General features: G+C 73.4%; 14 protein-coding genes. 10 read left to right on the top strand and 4 right to left on the bottom strand.

The features are described 5' to 3' along the window. Positions 1–65 precede the first annotated feature (65 nt). The 7 genes from JT1_RS00930 (at position 66) to JT1_RS00960 (ending at position 8,523) form a co-directional block, all read left to right on the top strand. Positions 66–827 (top strand): DeoR/GlpR family DNA-binding transcription regulator, encoded by a 762-nt coding sequence (locus JT1_RS00930; protein WP_068321574.1) that lies wholly within the window; start codon positions 66–68, stop codon positions 825–827. Next, positions 824–1,783, top strand: coding sequence for a 1-phosphofructokinase (pfkB, locus tag JT1_RS00935; protein WP_068321581.1), 960 nt, complete (start codon positions 824–826; stop codon positions 1,781–1,783). The genes JT1_RS00930 and pfkB overlap by 4 nt, the downstream gene beginning before the upstream one ends. 22 nt (positions 1,784–1,805) lie before the next feature. Further along, a complete protein-coding gene (locus JT1_RS00940; protein WP_068321585.1) occupies positions 1,806–3,851 on the top strand; it encodes a PTS fructose transporter subunit IIABC in 2,046 nt (681 codons plus the stop codon). Between the two features lie 71 nt (positions 3,852–3,922). Next, positions 3,923–4,195, top strand: coding sequence for an HPr family phosphocarrier protein (locus tag JT1_RS00945; RefSeq protein ID WP_068321589.1), 273 nt, complete (start codon positions 3,923–3,925; stop codon positions 4,193–4,195). A 5-nt stretch (positions 4,196–4,200) separates the two neighbouring features. Continuing rightward, positions 4,201–5,886: a phosphoenolpyruvate--protein phosphotransferase gene (ptsP, locus tag JT1_RS00950; protein WP_068321593.1), complete on the top strand. Its 1,686-nt coding sequence runs from the start codon at positions 4,201–4,203 to the stop codon at positions 5,884–5,886. Between the two features lie 187 nt (positions 5,887–6,073). Beyond that, positions 6,074–7,555, top strand: coding sequence for a bifunctional UDP-N-acetylglucosamine diphosphorylase/glucosamine-1-phosphate N-acetyltransferase GlmU (gene glmU / locus JT1_RS00955; protein WP_082807383.1), 1,482 nt, complete (start codon positions 6,074–6,076; stop codon positions 7,553–7,555). Then, complete coding sequence (locus tag JT1_RS00960) at positions 7,552–8,523, top strand: ribose-phosphate diphosphokinase (RefSeq protein WP_068321596.1); 972 nt, start codon at positions 7,552–7,554, stop codon at positions 8,521–8,523. Before glmU ends, JT1_RS00960 begins: the two co-directional genes overlap by 4 nt. A 3-nt stretch (positions 8,524–8,526) precedes the next feature. Here JT1_RS00960 and JT1_RS00965 read toward each other — a convergent pair whose 3' ends face one another. Next, positions 8,527–9,081, bottom strand: a complete 555-nt coding sequence (locus tag JT1_RS00965) for a CGNR zinc finger domain-containing protein (RefSeq protein ID WP_068321599.1) — start codon at positions 9,079–9,081, stop codon at positions 8,527–8,529. 55 nt (positions 9,082–9,136) lie between these two features. Between JT1_RS00965 and JT1_RS00970 the strand changes: the two genes are divergently transcribed. From JT1_RS00970 to pth, 3 genes are all read left to right on the top strand, one after another. Beyond that, a complete protein-coding gene (locus JT1_RS00970; RefSeq protein ID WP_068321602.1) occupies positions 9,137–10,153 on the top strand; it encodes an EamA family transporter in 1,017 nt (338 codons plus the stop codon). 184 nt (positions 10,154–10,337) lie between these two features. After that, positions 10,338–11,021, top strand: coding sequence for a 50S ribosomal protein L25/general stress protein Ctc (locus JT1_RS00975; protein WP_068321605.1), 684 nt, complete (start codon positions 10,338–10,340; stop codon positions 11,019–11,021). A gap of 147 nt (positions 11,022–11,168) precedes the next feature. Then, positions 11,169–11,759: an aminoacyl-tRNA hydrolase gene (gene pth / locus JT1_RS00980; protein ID WP_068321610.1), complete on the top strand. Its 591-nt coding sequence runs from the start codon at positions 11,169–11,171 to the stop codon at positions 11,757–11,759. Between the two features lie 43 nt (positions 11,760–11,802). Here pth and JT1_RS18155 read toward each other — a convergent pair whose 3' ends face one another. The 3 genes from JT1_RS18155 to JT1_RS00990 form a co-directional block, all read right to left on the bottom strand. Further along, positions 11,803–11,958 (bottom strand): hypothetical protein, encoded by a 156-nt coding sequence (locus JT1_RS18155; RefSeq protein ID WP_169701785.1) that lies wholly within the window; start codon positions 11,956–11,958, stop codon positions 11,803–11,805. Between the two features lie 2 nt (positions 11,959–11,960). Further along, the gene (locus JT1_RS00985; RefSeq protein ID WP_068321613.1) at positions 11,961–12,677 is read right to left on the bottom strand and encodes a PspA/IM30 family protein; all 717 of its coding nucleotides are present in this window, start codon (positions 12,675–12,677) and stop codon (positions 11,961–11,963) included. A 75-nt stretch (positions 12,678–12,752) separates the two neighbouring features. Continuing rightward, positions 12,753–14,786: a TPM domain-containing protein gene (locus JT1_RS00990; protein ID WP_068321616.1), complete on the bottom strand. Its 2,034-nt coding sequence runs from the start codon at positions 14,784–14,786 to the stop codon at positions 12,753–12,755. Positions 14,787–14,808 lie beyond the last annotated feature (22 nt).

The raw sequence follows: 14,808 nt of genomic DNA on the forward strand, positions 1-14,808 counted from the left end.
TGGTGCTTCGTCACCACTGGTACGGGCGCCCGTGACGCCCATGGAGGACGAGGGAGTCCACCGCGATGTACGCACCCGAGCGGCAGCAGCGCATCCTCGAGATGGCGCGCGCCCACGGGCGGGTCGAGGTCCTCGCCCTGTCCTCGGCCCTGGGGGTGACGACGGAGACCGTCCGGCGTGACCTCACCGCCCTCGAGCGCCGGGGGTCCGTGCGCCGGGTCCACGGCGGGGCGCTCCCGGTCGAGCGGCTCGAGGTCGAGCCGCCCCTGGCGACCCGCGCGAGCCAGAACTCGCAGACCAAGCGCCGCATCGCCGCCCGGGCCCTGGACGAGCTGCCCACCGAGGGCGCGATCCTCCTCGACGGCGGCTCGACGACGCGGGCGCTCGCCGAGCTCCTCCCGGACCGCGAGGGGCTCACGGTCGTCACCAACTCCATCGACACCGCGGTGATCCTGCAGGGCCACACCCACACGGGCCTCTACGTCCTCGGGGGTCGCGTCCGCGGCCGGACCGGCGCCTGCGTGGGGGCCTGGGTCACCTCCGCCCTCGCCGATGTCTGCGTCGACGTCGCCTTCCTCGGCACCAACGGCTTCTCCCCGACGCGCGGCATGACGACCCCGGACCAGGCCGAGGCCGTGGCCAAGCGGGCCATGGTCTCCGCCGCGCGCCGGACCGTCGTCCTCGCGGACTCGACCAAGTCCGGGGACGACCACTTCCACCGCTTCGCCGACGGTGGGTCGATCGACCTGCTCATCACCGACGAGGACCTCGACACCGACACCGCCGCCGCGCTCGGCGCCGAGGGCATGGCCGTGGTGCTCGCATGATCATCACGCTCACGCCCAACCCGAGCGTCGACCGCACCGTGGCCTTCGACGACCTGCACCGGGGTGCGGTCAACCGCGCGACCTCGAGCCGGATCGACCCCGGCGGCAAGGGGGTCAACGTCTCGCGGGCGCTCACCGCCCAGGGCGCGGCGACGCTCGCCGTCCTGCCCGAAGGGGGCCCCGAGGGGCACCTGATGGCCGACCTGCTCGACGACGCAGGAGTCGCCCGCCGGGGGGTCCCGATCCGCGGCTCCGTCCGGCTGAACATCACCGCCGTCGAGCCCGACGGCACGACGACCAAGCTCAACGAGCCCGGCCCGACCCTCGACGCCTCGGAGGTCGGCCGCCTCCTGCAGACCGTCGCCGACTGCGTCCGCTCCGTCCCCGACGAGCCGGTCTGGGTCGTGACGTGCGGCTCCCTGCCACCCGGTGCGCCCGTCGACCTGCACGCCCGGCTCGTGCGTTCTGCTCGGGCGGCGGGGGCCCGCGTCGCCGTCGACTCCTCGGGCGACCCCCTGCGTCCCGCGGTCGCCGAGCGCCCGGACCTCGTCAAGCCCAACCGCGTCGAGCTCGAAGAGCTCGTCGGTGCCGAGCTCCCCACGCTCGGCGACGTCATCGACGCGGCCCGCGACATCGTCGCGCAGGGCATCGGCACGGTCGCCGTGAGCCTCGGTCGCGACGGCGCGGTCCTCGTCGACGCCTCGGGAGCCACCCACGCCCGGGCCACGATCGGCACCCCCCGGTCCACCGTCGGTGCCGGCGACTGCATGCTCGCCGGCCTCGTCCACGACCTGTCGAGCGGCACCACACCCGAGGCCGCCCTGCGCACGGGCGTGCTCTGGGGCGCCGCGGCCGTCACCCTGCCCGGCAGCCGCGTCCCCGGCCCCGACGACCTCGTCGGCATCGCCGTCGAGCTGACCTCCACCCCCGACCGCTCCCTCGCCGTCCGCGACTGAGCTGTCCGAAAGGAACCCCGAGATGGCGCTCATCACCCAGTCCCAGGTCGTGCTCGACCTGGTCGCCCCGGATCGGCACGCGGCCACCCGGACGCTCGCCGAGACCCTCGTGACCGCCGGTCGCGCGACGGACCTCGAGGCCTTCCTCGAGGACGTGCGCGCCCGTGAGGAGGTCATGGCCACCGGTCTCCCCGGAGGCATCGGGATCCCCCACGCCCGCAGCGCGGCGATCACCGAGCCGTCGCTCGTCTTCGGACGATCGCGCGAGGGGATCGACTGGGGCGCGGCGGACGGCCCCGCCACCCTCGTCTTCCTCATCGCCGCCCCCGGGGGCGGGGGAGAGGCGCACATGCAGGTCCTGCCCAAGCTCGCCAGGGCCCTCATGGACACGAGCTTCCGCGCGGACCTCGAGGCGGCGACGACGGAGGCCGAGGTCGTCGACATCGTCAACGCGCGGGTGGCCCTGGACGAGCCCGCCGCCGCCGCAGCGCCGGCAGCAGTGCCGGCCGAGGCTCCCGCGGCAGCGCCGTCGGACGCGCCCCTCCACCTCGTCGCGGTCACCTCCTGCCCGACCGGCATCGCCCACACCTACATGGCCGCCGAGGCCCTCGAGCTCGCCGCCACCGAGGCCGGGCACACGATCTCCGTCGAGACGCAGGGCTCTGCGGGCTCGAAGCCGTTGTCGCGCAAGGAGATCCAGAGCGCTGACGCGGTGATCTTCGCCCACGACCTCGAGGTCCGGGACAAGGACCGGTTCGCGGGCAAGCCCACGGTCGACGTGGGCGTGAAGAAGGCCGTCTCCGACGCACCCGAGCTCGTCCGGCGCGCCACGACGCTGGCCCGCGAGTGGGCTGCCGACCCCGAGCGGGCCGCGGCCCGGGCCGCGCGCACGGAGGACGACGACTCGGCCGGGGCGCAGGACGAGGTGTCGACGGCCACCAGGGTGCGCCAGTGGCTCATGACGGGCGTGAGCTACATGATCCCCTTCGTCGCCGCGGGCGGGATCCTCATCGCGCTCTCCTTCATGCTCGCCCAGGTCGCCCTCGGCGAGCAGGGCGCCATCGAGATCACCAAGTACGCCCTCGACGCGGAGGGGAAGTACAACATCACCAACAGCTTCGACCCGGTGAGCCTCACCTCGTGGGCCGCGCTCCTCTTCGTCATGGGCGGCGCCGCCTTCGGGTTCCTCGTGCCGATCCTCTCGGGCTACATCGCCTACGCCATCGCCGATCGTCCCGGCCTCGTCCCCGGCATCGTCGGCGGCTGGATCGCGGCGACGATGGGGGCCGGCTTCCTCGGCGGCCTGGCCACGGGCTTCCTCGCGGGCTTCGTCGCCCGGTGGCTGGCCGGCTGGACCGTGCCCGCCGGCGTGCGCGGCATCATGCCCGTCGTCGTCATCCCGCTGCTGTCGACCTTCATCACCGCCGGCCTCTTCATCACCGTCCTCGGCCGGCCGATCACCTGGCTCATGGACAACCTCACGGCGGCGCTCGAGGGCATGGGCGGAGGCAGCTCGCTCGTCCTGGGTCTGATCCTTGGCGCGATGATGGGCTTCGACCTCGGCGGCCCGGTCAACAAGGTGGCCTACGCCTTCGCCACGACCGGCCTGGCCACGGCGGGCGCGGCGACCGACGCCATCCAGCTGAAGATCATGGCCGCGGTCATGGCGGCCGGCATGGTCGCCCCCCTCGCCATGGCGCTCGCCACCACCGTGCGGCCGCGGCTCTTCACCGAGCCCGAGCGGGAGAACGGCCGCGCGGCCTGGCTGCTCGGCGCGTCGTTCATCTCGGAGGGGGCCATCCCCTTCGCCGCCGCCGACCCGGTCCGGGTCATCGCCGGCTCCGTCGTCGGATCGGCCCTCACCGGGGGCATCGCCCTGGCCGCCGGGGTCACCCTGCGCGCACCCCACGGCGGCATCTGGGTCCTGCCACTCATGGGCAACTTCCTCATGTTCGTCGTCGCGCTCGTGATCGGCGTGCTCGTGATGGCCCTGATCGTCGTCGTCCTCAAGTCCCTCGGGGCCCGCACGACGGCGGTCGACACGCAGCCACAGCGCGTCGCCGCCTGACAAGGTGGGAGCCTGCCCGCGCCAGCGGGCCGGCTGACCGCCGACCACCACCACACCACCAGGAGAACCCCATGGCCCGTCGCACCACCACCATCGCCTCCTCCGTCGGTCTCCACGCCCGGCCCGCCGCGCTGTTCGTCAAGCAGGCCAGCGAGTCCGGTCTCGACGTGCAGATCGCCCGCCTCGGCGAGGCGCCCGTCGACGCGACGAGCATCCTCGGCGTCATGGCTCTCGGGGCCAAGCACGGCGAGCGGGTCGAGATCTCCGCCGACGGGGACGGCGCCGAGGAGGTCCTCGACGGTCTCGTCGAGCTCCTCGAGACCGACCTCGACGCCAAGGAGTGAGCCCGATGGCCGTCGAGGACAGCACGCGCCGCGGCATCGGCGTCTCCCCGGGCAGCGCGTACGGCCCGGTGGTGCTCGTCGCCCCGCCCGTCCGCGCGCCCGAGGGTGAGCCGGCCGCCACCGACCCGGAGCAGGCGAAGGGGGCGGTCGCCGCGGCCTTCGAGTCGGTCGCCCGGGACCTCGAGGACCGCGCCGGCCGGGTCGAGGACACCGCTGCCGAGATCCTGTCGGCCACCGCGCTCATCGCCCGGGACAAGAGCCTGCTCAAGGCGGCGGGTGCGCACCTCGACGCCGGGGAGGGGCCGGCCACCGCGATCGAGTCGGCCGTGGACGAGTTCGTCGTGCAGTTCGAGGCCCTCGGCGGGTACTTCGCCGAGCGCGTCGCCGACCTCAGGGACGTCGGCGCGCGGGCGGTCGCGGCGGTCCTCGGGGTGCCAGCTCCCGGCGTCCCGGACCTCGCCGAGCCGAGCATCGTCGTCGCCGAGGACCTCGCGCCGGCGGAGACCGCCGTCCTCGACCGCGCCCTCGTCCTGGCCATCGTCACCAGCGGTGGTGGCCGCACGAGCCACACCGCCATCCTCGCCGCGCAGCGCGGCATCCCCGCCGTCGTGCAGTGCGACCGGGCGCTCGAGCTGGTCGCCGGCACGCCGGTCGCCGTCGACGGGGACCTCGGCACCGTGACGCTCGACCCCAGCGAGGAGTTCGTCGCCGACCTCACCGCACGCCGGGAGCGTCGCGCCGCGGCCCTGGTCGGCGCCATCGGTCCCGGGCGCACGCGCGACGGGCACCCCGTGCCGCTGCTGGCCAACATCGGTGACGTCGAGGACGCGGAGTCCGCTGCGGCCCAGGACGTCGAGGGGGTCGGGCTCTTCCGGACCGAGTTCGTCTTCCTCTCCGCCACGACCGCCCCGACCGTCGAGGAGCAGGCGGAGATCTACCGCCGGGTCCTGGCCCCCTTCGGGGACCGGCGCGTCGTCGTGCGCACCCTCGACGCCGGCGCCGACAAGCCGTTGTCCTTCGCCGACCTCGGTCCCGAGGAGAACCCGGCCCTCGGCCGTCGCGGCCTGCGGCTGTCCGCCGCCCGACCCGAGCTGCTCGACACCCAGCTCGCGGCGCTCGCCGTGGCCGCCGCGGACACCGGAGCCGACGTGCGGGTCATGGCCCCGATGGTCGCCACCGCCGAGGAGGCGGACTGGTTCGCCCGGCGGGTGCGCGAGCACGGGCTGCCCACGGTCGGCGTGATGATCGAGGTGCCGGCCGCCGCCCTTCGCTCGCGGCACGTCCTGGCCGACCTGGACTTCGCGAGCATCGGGACCAACGACCTGTCGCAGTACACCCTCGCGGCGGACCGGATGCAGGGTGAGCTGTCCGACCTGCTCGACCCCTGGCAGCCGGCCGTCCTCGACGTCATCGCCGCCGCGTGCGACGGGGGAGCGGCGACCGGGACCCCGATCGGTGTGTGCGGCGAGGCGGCGGGCGACCCGCTGCTCGCCCTGGTCCTCGTCGGCCTCGGCGCCTCGAGCCTGTCGATGGCCCCCTCCAGGGTGCCGATGGTCCGGCTCGCCCTCTCGCTGCACTCCCGCCCGGACTGCCAGCGGATCGCCGTCGCCGTGCGGGACGCCCGGACGGCAGCGGACGCCCTGCGCGCCGCGCTCGACCTCGCCGACCCGGGCCTGCGCGACCTCCTGTGACGGCATTCCCCTAGGGCAATGCAGCCCCTCGACGTCGAGACTCTGCATTGCCCTAGGGGAATGCAGGGTCCTGCCGGTCCGTCGCGGTCGGGGGGGCGCCGGGTCGAGGGGCGCGCCGATCGGCCGCTACAGTGGCGAGGCGGCCCGGTCGGCCGGCCGCACCCCCGACACCTCGGAGATCAACCGCGTGAACGACGTCCGTCCCGACGCAGTCATCATCCTCGCCGCGGGCGAGGGCACCCGGATGAAATCGACCCTCCCCAAGGTCCTCCACCCCCTGGGTGGGGCCCCGCTCCTCGGTCACGCCATGCGTGCCGCCGCGGGTGCCGGCGCCGCGGAGACGGTGGTCGTCGTCCGCCATCAGCGGGATCGGGTCGCCGCCTTCATCGAGGAGTACGCGCAGCGCAGCGGGCTGGCCTGCCGCACCGCCGACCAGGACGAGGTCAAGGGCACCGGCCGAGCCGTCGAGTGCGGCCTCGAGGTCCTCCCGGCCGACCTCACCGGCACCGTCGTCGTGACGATGGGCGATGTCCCGCTGCTGTCCGCCGAGACGATCAGCGAGCTGACCCGGGTGCACCACGAGGAGCGCGCCGCGGTCACCGTCATCACCTCGGTGCTCGAGGACGCCAAGTCCTACGGCCGCATCGTCCGCGACGCCGACGGCCACGTCGAGCGGATCGTGGAGTTCAAGGACGCCACCGAGGCCGAGCGCGGCATCCGCGAGATCAACTCGGGCATCTACGCCTTCGACGCCGCCGTGCTGCGCCGCGAGCTGGCCAACGTCAGGAGCGACAACGCCCAGGGCGAGAAGTACCTGACCGACGTCCTCCAGCTGGCGCGTGCCGCCGGGGGGACGGTCGCCGCCCACGTCCTCACCGACCTGTGGCAGACCGAGGGCGTCAACGACCGCGTCCAGCTCGCCCAGCTCGGCAAGGAGCTCAACCGCCGCACCTGCGAGCGCCACATGCGTGCCGGCGTGACGATCATCGACCCCGACACGACCTGGATCGACGTCGACGTGACCATCGGCCAGGACACCCGCCTGCTCCCCGGCACCCAGTTGCTGGGGGCCACGAGCATCGGCGCGGAGGCGACGATCGGGCCGGACGTCACGCTCACCGACTGCGAGGTGGGCGACGGGGCGGAGGTCAAGCGCGCCGAGGGCCTGCTCGCGGTCATCGGCGACGGTGCCAAGGTCGGCCCCTTCTCGTACCTGCGTCCGGGGACCGAGCTCGGGGCGAAGGGGAAGATCGGCGGCTTCGTCGAGACCAAGAACACGAAGATCGGCGAGGGGGCAAAGGTCCCTCACCTCACGTACGCGGGGGACGCCGACATCAGGGAGGGCGCCAACATCGGCGCCGGCACGATCTTCGCCAACTACGACGGTGTCCACAAGCACCGGACCGTCGTCGGGCGCCACTCCTTCATCGGCTCCGACGCCGTGCTCGTCGCGCCCGTCGAGATCGCCGACGGTGCCTACGTCGCCGCCGGCTCCGCGGTGACGGAGGCCGTCGGCCCCGGCCAGCTCGCCGTCGCCCGCGGCCACCAGCGCAACGTCGACGGCTGGGTCGCCAGGCAGCGGCCCGGCACCCAGACCGAGGCCGCCGCGCTCGCCGCAGCCCAGCCCCCTTCGTCCGCCACCCCCGACAGCAGCGAGGACACCAAGTGACCGGTATCAACAAGACCACCGAGAAGAACCTCATGGTCTTCACGGGGCGGACCCACCCGGCGCTCGCCGAGGCGGTCGCGGAGAAGCTCGGGACCGAGCTCGTGCCCTCGAGCGCCTACGAGTTCGCCAACGGCGAGATCTACGTGCGCTACGAGGAGTCGGTGCGCGGCTGCGACGCCTTCGTCCTGCAGAGCCACGCGACGCCGATCAACGAGGCGATCATGGAGCAGCTGCTCATGGTCGACGCCCTCAAGCGCGCGAGCGCCAAGCGGATCACCGTGGTCCAGCCCTTCTACGGCTACGCCCGCCAGGACAAGAAGCACCGCGGCCGCGAGCCGATCTCGGCCCGCCTCATGGCCGACCTCTTCAAGACCGCCGGGGCCGACCGGCTCATCGCGGTCGACCTGCACACCGACCAGATCCAGGGCTTCTTCGACGGGCCGGTCGACCACCTCATGGCCCGGCCGATCCTCGCGGACTACGTCAAGGACAAGTACGGCGACCGTGAGCTCGCCGTCGTCTCCCCGGATGCCGGCCGGATCAAGGTCGCCGAGCAGTGGTCCCGCCAGCTCGGCGGCGTCCCGCTGGCCTTCATCCACAAGACACGCGACATCGACCGGCCGAACGAGTCCGTCGCCAACCGCGTCGTCGGTGAGGTCGAGGGCCGCTGGTGCGTGCTCGTCGACGACATGATCGACACCGCCGGCACGATCACCAAGGCTGCGGACGCGCTCATGGCCGACGGTGCCGCCGGCGTCATCATCGCCGCGACGCACGCGATCTTCTCCGGCCCGGCCGTCGAGCGCATGCAGGCCTGCGCCGCCGAGGAGATCGTCGTCACCGACACCCTCCCGCTCTCCGACGAGCAGAAGTTCGACGGCCTCACGGTCCTGTCGATCGCCCCCCTCGTCTCCCGCGCCATCCGTGAGGTCTTCGAGGACGGGTCGGTCACCAGCCTCTTCACCTGAGGCTCAGCCCTGCCGCGAGCGGTAGGCGGCGGCGGCGAGGCGGTTGCCGCAGCCGCCGTCGCAGTAGCGCCGGGACCGGTTGCGGGAGAGGTCGACGAGCACGTCGTCGCAGTCGTCGGCGGCGCAGACGCGCAGCCGGGAGAGCTCACCGGCACGGATGACGTCGACGAAGGCCATCGCGGCCTCGACCTGCACCCGCCGGGCGAAGGGGGCGTCCGCGTCGGTCGCGTGGATGTGCCAGCCGTAGTCGTCGTGGTCGACGAGCTGGGGGAGGGCGCGTCCGTCGCGCAGCAGCTCGTTGACGGCCTCGACCGCCGCCGCCTCGTCCTCGGCGCGGACCCACACCCCGCGCAGCCGGTCCCGCAGCCTGCGCACCTGCTCGAGCTCGGCCGCGTCGCCGTCGAAGCGCCCCGTCCAGCCCCACCCGACGTAGAACTCGTGGAGGGCCTCGAGGGTGGCCAGGGTGTCGCCCTGCTCGTCGGGGAAGGCGCCGACCCCCGTGTTGACCAGCGCCGCGGCCGTGCGCAGAGCCACGTCGGTGTCATGGGCAAAGGTCATGTTGACTCCTGACGGCGTCGAGGTCTAGCGTCATCAGCAACAGGTTACTTCACTCATGACGTCAGGAGCAGCCGTGCGGGCCGCCACCACGGGTCACCAGACCCCCTTCGTCGTCGGGCTGGGCATCGCGCTCTTCTCGGCTGCCGCCTTCGGCTCGTCCGGCACCTTCGGCACCGCGCTCATGGCCACCGGGTGGAGCCCGGCCGCCGTCGTCACGCTGCGCATCGTCGGCGCCGCGCTGCTCCTCGCCGGCCCGACGGCCGTCGCGATGCGCGGGCGCTGGCACCTCCTGCGGCGCAATGTCGTCCCCGTCCTCGCCTACGGCCTCCTCGCCGTGGCGGGCTGCCAGTTCGCGTACTTCATGGCGGTCGACAGCCTGTCCGTCGGCGTCGCGCTCCTCCTCGAGTACCTCGCGCCGGTGCTCATCGTCGGCTGGATGTGGGCGCGCCGGGGTCACCGGCCGAGCCGGCTGACCTCGGCCGGCGTCGTCGCCGCGATCGTCGGGCTCGTCCTCGTCCTCGACGTGGCGTCCGGGGCCGAGCTGGACGTCGTGGGTGTCCTGTGGGGCCTGCTCGCCGCCGTCGGCCTCGTCGTCTTCTTCCTCGTCGCCGCGCACGAGAGCGAGCACTCGCTGCCGCCCATCGCGCTCGCCGGGGGCGGCCTCGCGGTCGGTGCCCTCAGCCTCGTGGCCACCACCGCGCTCGGTATCCTCCCGTGGTCGGCCAGCACGGCCGACGTCACGCTCGGCGGCTGGTCGCTGCCGTGGTGGGCCGCGGTCCTCGAGCTCGCACTGGTCGCCGGGGCCGTCGCCTACGCGACGGGCATCGCGGCGGCCCGCGTCCTCGGCGGCACGGTCGCCTCCTTCGTCGGCCTGAGCGAGGTCCTCCTCGCGATCACCTTCGCCTGGCTCCTCGTCGGCGAGGCGATGAGCCCGGGCCAGCTGCTCGGCGGCGTCGCGGTCCTCGCGGGCGTCGTCATGGTCAAGCTGGGCGAAGGGGAGGGCCCCGCCCTCCCGACGCCCACGGACGAGGCGATCGGGGCCGGTTTGGCCGACGCCACGCGGGTCCACTAGGATCTCGGGGTTGCCTCGGCGAGGGACGCTGCACGGTCGCAGCGATCCGTGATCGACGCGGTGCCGCCATGTGGGTTCGCCTGCGCGTCGACACCCTTCGTCCGCGCCACGTCCCGCGTCGAGGCCACCGCCCGAGACTCGCCCGCTCCCTTCGCGGGCACACCCCCACGACAAGGAGCACCACATGTCCAGCGACGAGATCCGCCTGGTTTCCGACAAGCGCACCGAGTTCGGCAAGGGCGCGGCCCGCAAGCTGCGCCGCGCCGAGAAGGTCCCCGCGGTCCTCTACGGCCACGGCGAGGCCCCCATCCACCTCGCGCTGCCCTTCCACGACACCTTCCAGGCGCTGAAGAACCCCAACGCCCTGCTCACCATCGCCGTCGACGGTGAGGGCGACCAGCTGGCCCTGGCCAAGGACGTCCAGCGCGACCCGATCAAGCCGATCATCGAGCACGTCGACCTCGTCATCGTCAAGCGCGGCGAGAAGGTCACCGTCGAGGTCCCCGTCCACGTCGAGGGCGACGCGGCTCCCGAGACCGTCGTGACGCTCGACGCCCAGACCCTCGAGATCGAGGCCGACGTCACCAACCTGCCCGAGGGCCTCACCGTCTCCGTCGAGGGCCTCGAGGTCGGCACCCAGGTCCTGGCGAGCCAGGTCGAGATGCCCGCCGGCGCGACCCTCGTCTCCGACCCGGAGCTGCTCGTCGTCAACATCACCCAGCAGATCTCCGCGGAGGAGCTGGAGGCCGAGCTCGCCGAGGCCGAGGCCGAGGCCGGCATCGAGCACGACGAGTCCGACGCCGAGGCCGCCGAGGCCGCCGAGGGCGAGTCCTCCGAGGGTGGCGAGGAGTCCTCCGAGCAGGAGTGACCCCACGTATACCGTCTCGAAGGCGTTCCCTGAGGAGGCCGCTCGCGGCCGTCTCGAAGGGCGGGACCTCCACCACGGAGGTCCCGCCCTTCGTCCGTCTGCAGCAGGCGCGGGACCTGCCTGCTGCATTGCCTAGAGTGGGGCCCCGTGAGTGATGACACCTGGCTCGTGATCGGTCTCGGCAACCCCGGACCGCAGTACGCGGGCAACCGGCACAACGTCGGCGCGATGGTGGTCGAGCACCTCGCCGAGCGCGCCGGGGCGAGGTTGCGCAGCCACAAGGCCGGCGCCGCGGCGGAGTCGATCCGCCTCGGGCCGATGCCCGGGACGCGCGCGATCATCGCGATCCCGAGCTCGTACATGAACCTCTCCGGCGGCCCGACCAAGGGCCTCGCGAGCTTCTTCTCCGTCCCGCCCGAGCGCACGATCGTGCTGCACGACGAGCTCGACATCCCCTTCGGCGAGGTGCGGCTCAAGCTCGGCGGCGGCGAAGGGGGGCACAACGGCCTGCGCTCGATCTCCAGCAGCTTCGGGACCAAGGACTACCTGCGGGTGCGCGTGGGCATCGGCCGTCCGCCCGGTCGCATGGACGCCGCCGCCTACGTGCTCAAGGACTTCAGCTCGACCGAGCGCAAGGAGCTGCCCTTCCTCGTCGACGACGCGGCCGACGCGGTCGAGCTGCTCATCGACAAGGGCCTGACCGACGCGCAGCAGGTCGTCCACGCCCCGCGCGTCTGACCCCCGATACGAGAACCTGCTCCGCGCCCTGCAGAGGGTCACGTCATGCACGAAGACGGTGATTTTCGTGCATGACGTGACCCTCTGCCGCGGTGCGTCGGGTGGCTACCCGGCGCGAGCTCATCGAGCCACCGCGACGCGCGATGACCGCGCCGAGCCCGGCGATGGCGGCGGCGATGCCGCCCAGCAGCCACCACATGCTCAGGCCTGCTTGCGCAAGGCGGCCAGGCGCGCCTCGATCTCGGCGTCCTGGCTGTGGTCCTCGAGCTCGGCGAACTGGTCCTCGAGGGAGGTCGACTGCGCCTCCGCACGGCCCTGGACGAGCGCCTCCTGCTGGCGGATGCGGTCCTCGAAGCGACCCAGCTCGCTCGTCGGGTCCATGACGTCGATGGAGCCGATGGCCTCCTGGACGCGGGACTGGGCCTCGGCCGAGCGGGCGCGGGCGATGAGGGCCGAGCGGCGGGACTTCAGGTCCTCGAGCTTGGTCTTCATCTGCACGAGACCGGACTTGAGCTGCTCGACCTGCGCGTTCTGCTGCGCGATCGCCGGCTCGGCCTCCTTGGCCTCGCCCTCGTGCTGGATCTGGCGCTGCAGGGCGACGCGGGCGAGATTGGTGAACTTCTCGGCGCCGGCGGTGTCACCGGCGGCGGTGAGCTCGTCGGCCTTCGCGGCCGCGGCAGCGGCCTTGCGCCCCCACTCGGTCGCGGCCTCTTGGTCGGCCTTGAGGTCGCCCTCGGCCATGCGCGTGTGCGCGATGGTCTGGGCCACGGCCTCTTCCGCCTCGGCGATGGAGTTGGTGTAGTCCCGGACGAGCTGGTCGAGCATCTTCTCCGGGTCCTCGGCGCGGTCGAGGAGGGCGTTGATGTTGGCCTTGGCCAGCTGGCTGACGCGGCCGAGGATGGTCTGCTTCTTGGTCATCGTGCGTTCCTCCTGGCGGTGGGACCGCCGGTCGTGGTGCCTGGTGATCGGTTCACGTGCTGGTCCTGGCCGCGGTCAGAAGCGACCACCCCCGCCGAAGCCGCCGCCTCCGCCTCCGAAGCCGCCCCCGAACCCGCCGGAGGAGCCGCCCCAGCCGCCGCCCCGGCCACCGAAGCCGCCGGAGAGGATGCCGCCGAGGACGAGGGAGCCGATGTCGATGCCGCTGCTGCCGCGGCGGGTGCCCCCGCCGAAGCCGCCCCAGTCGTCGTCCCGGGAGTGCAGGTTGCCGGCCACGCGCTCGGCGAGGATCTCGGCCTCGGTGAGGTGCTCGGCGGCCAGGTCGAGGTTGCGCTCGCGCTCGCCGTGGGCCAGCGACAGCAGGCGGGAGGCCTCGCGCAGCTGGGTGCGCGGCTCGGCGTCGACCCGCCCGCGCACGCTGTCGAGCTCGCGCTCGAGGGTGATGATGCGGGTGCGCACGTGCTCGTAGCGTCGGTCGAACTTCTCCGCCCTGGCCCCCGCGCGGTCGGCGTCCTTGCGGTACCGCTCGAGGGCGGTGTCGAGGTAGTGCTCGGCCCGCTCGAGGGTGCTCAGGGCGCCGATGACGTCGCCGCCGCCACGGGCCCGGGTGCCCATCTCGACGGCGCGCTGCGCCTCGGCGACCGCGGAGAGGGTCATCTGGTCGTTGGCCTGCAGCCGCGTGGCGTCGAGCAGGTCGGAGGAGATCGAGGCCAGGGCCTGGTCGAGGGCCGCTGCGGCGTCGGCCAGCACGGTGCGCGCGGACAGGACCGCCTCGAGTCGGTTGTCCGCCTGGCCGAGGGCGTCCTCCGCGGCCCGGGCGGCCGCGACCGCCGACGGGCGGTCACCGGCCTGCAGGTGCTGCTCGCCCGTGGTGACGAAGCCGCGCGCCGACTCGATGAGGCGGGGCGCCTGCTCGACGTTGGCCACGAGCGTGGTGAGCGCGTCGCGGGCATGGGTCGCGGACAGCCCCGCGAGCTCCTGCCGCGCGACCGTCACCCGGGCCTCGACCTCGGCGATCCGGGTCCGCAGCGAGGCGAGGAACTGCGGGACGGTGGCCTCCAGGTCGCGCAGCCTGGCGAACTCCGCCTCCTGGGCGTCGAGCTCGGCGTCCGCGGACCGGGTCAGCTCGAGGACCTGCGCCAGGCGCGCGCGTTCCTGGGCCTCGACGAGGCGGCCCGCGCCGCGGGCGACGTCGAGCTCCTGCTGGATGCGAAAGGCCTCGGCGGCCTTGCCGCGGGCCGCCTCGAGGGCGGCCGTGAACTGCTGGGTCGCCTGCTCGCCGAACTGGGCCTGCGCGAAGGACAGCTCCTGGCCCGAGGCACGGATCGCGTTGTCGAGGTCGACGAGGGCCGTCGCGACCTGCTGGCGCAGCTGGTCGGTGGGGACGGAGGGCAGGACCGGCTCGGCCTGGCCGATCGGCGGGGCCGCGGGCTGGGGGTCGCGGCGCCCGCGGACGGCGCCGACGACCTTGCCGATGACCGGCAGGAGGACCATCCCGACCAGCAGGAGGGGGAAGAAGGAGAAGAGGTTGAACCCGCCGAGGATGCCTCCGCCGCTGCTACCGCTGGTGTCGTCGTAGCGTTCGTCGAGGCCTTGCGCGGCGGCGGTCACGGCGCCGTCCCAGTCGTCCTGGCCCAGCCGCGGCTCGACGTCGCGGGTCTGGACCTGCGTCAGCAGGTCCGGGGTGACGCCGGCGCCCTCCTGGGCCCACATGCCGTAGGCGCGGTCCTGGACGGCGACCGCGAGCAGCACGTCGTTGGTCCCGAAGCCGGACTCCTCGTAGGTCGCCCTGACCCACTCCTCGCCGGTCCGCCCGTCGAAGCTGTCGACGTAGACGACCCACAGCTGGATGCCGCGCTCGCGCTGGAGGGTGTCGAGGTCGTCCTGCAGTGCGCCCTCGTCGAGGACGTCCGCCCGGTCGGTGATCTGGTCCGGCAGGGAGAAGGGGGCCTCTGCGGGGACGGCGGCGACGGTGACCTGCGGTGGGGCGGAGGCGGTCGTCGCACCTGCCGGCGAGGCGCCGAGCACCAGTGCGGCAGCACCCGCGAGGCCGCACAGGACCCCGCCCAGACGTCGCGTGCGGTCGGTCATCCGGTGCCCTGCCCCTTGGTGC

It is taken from the genome of Janibacter terrae NBRC 107853 (genome assembly GCF_001591405.1).
Classification (GTDB): Bacteria; Actinomycetota; Actinomycetes; order Actinomycetales; family Dermatophilaceae; genus Janibacter; species Janibacter terrae.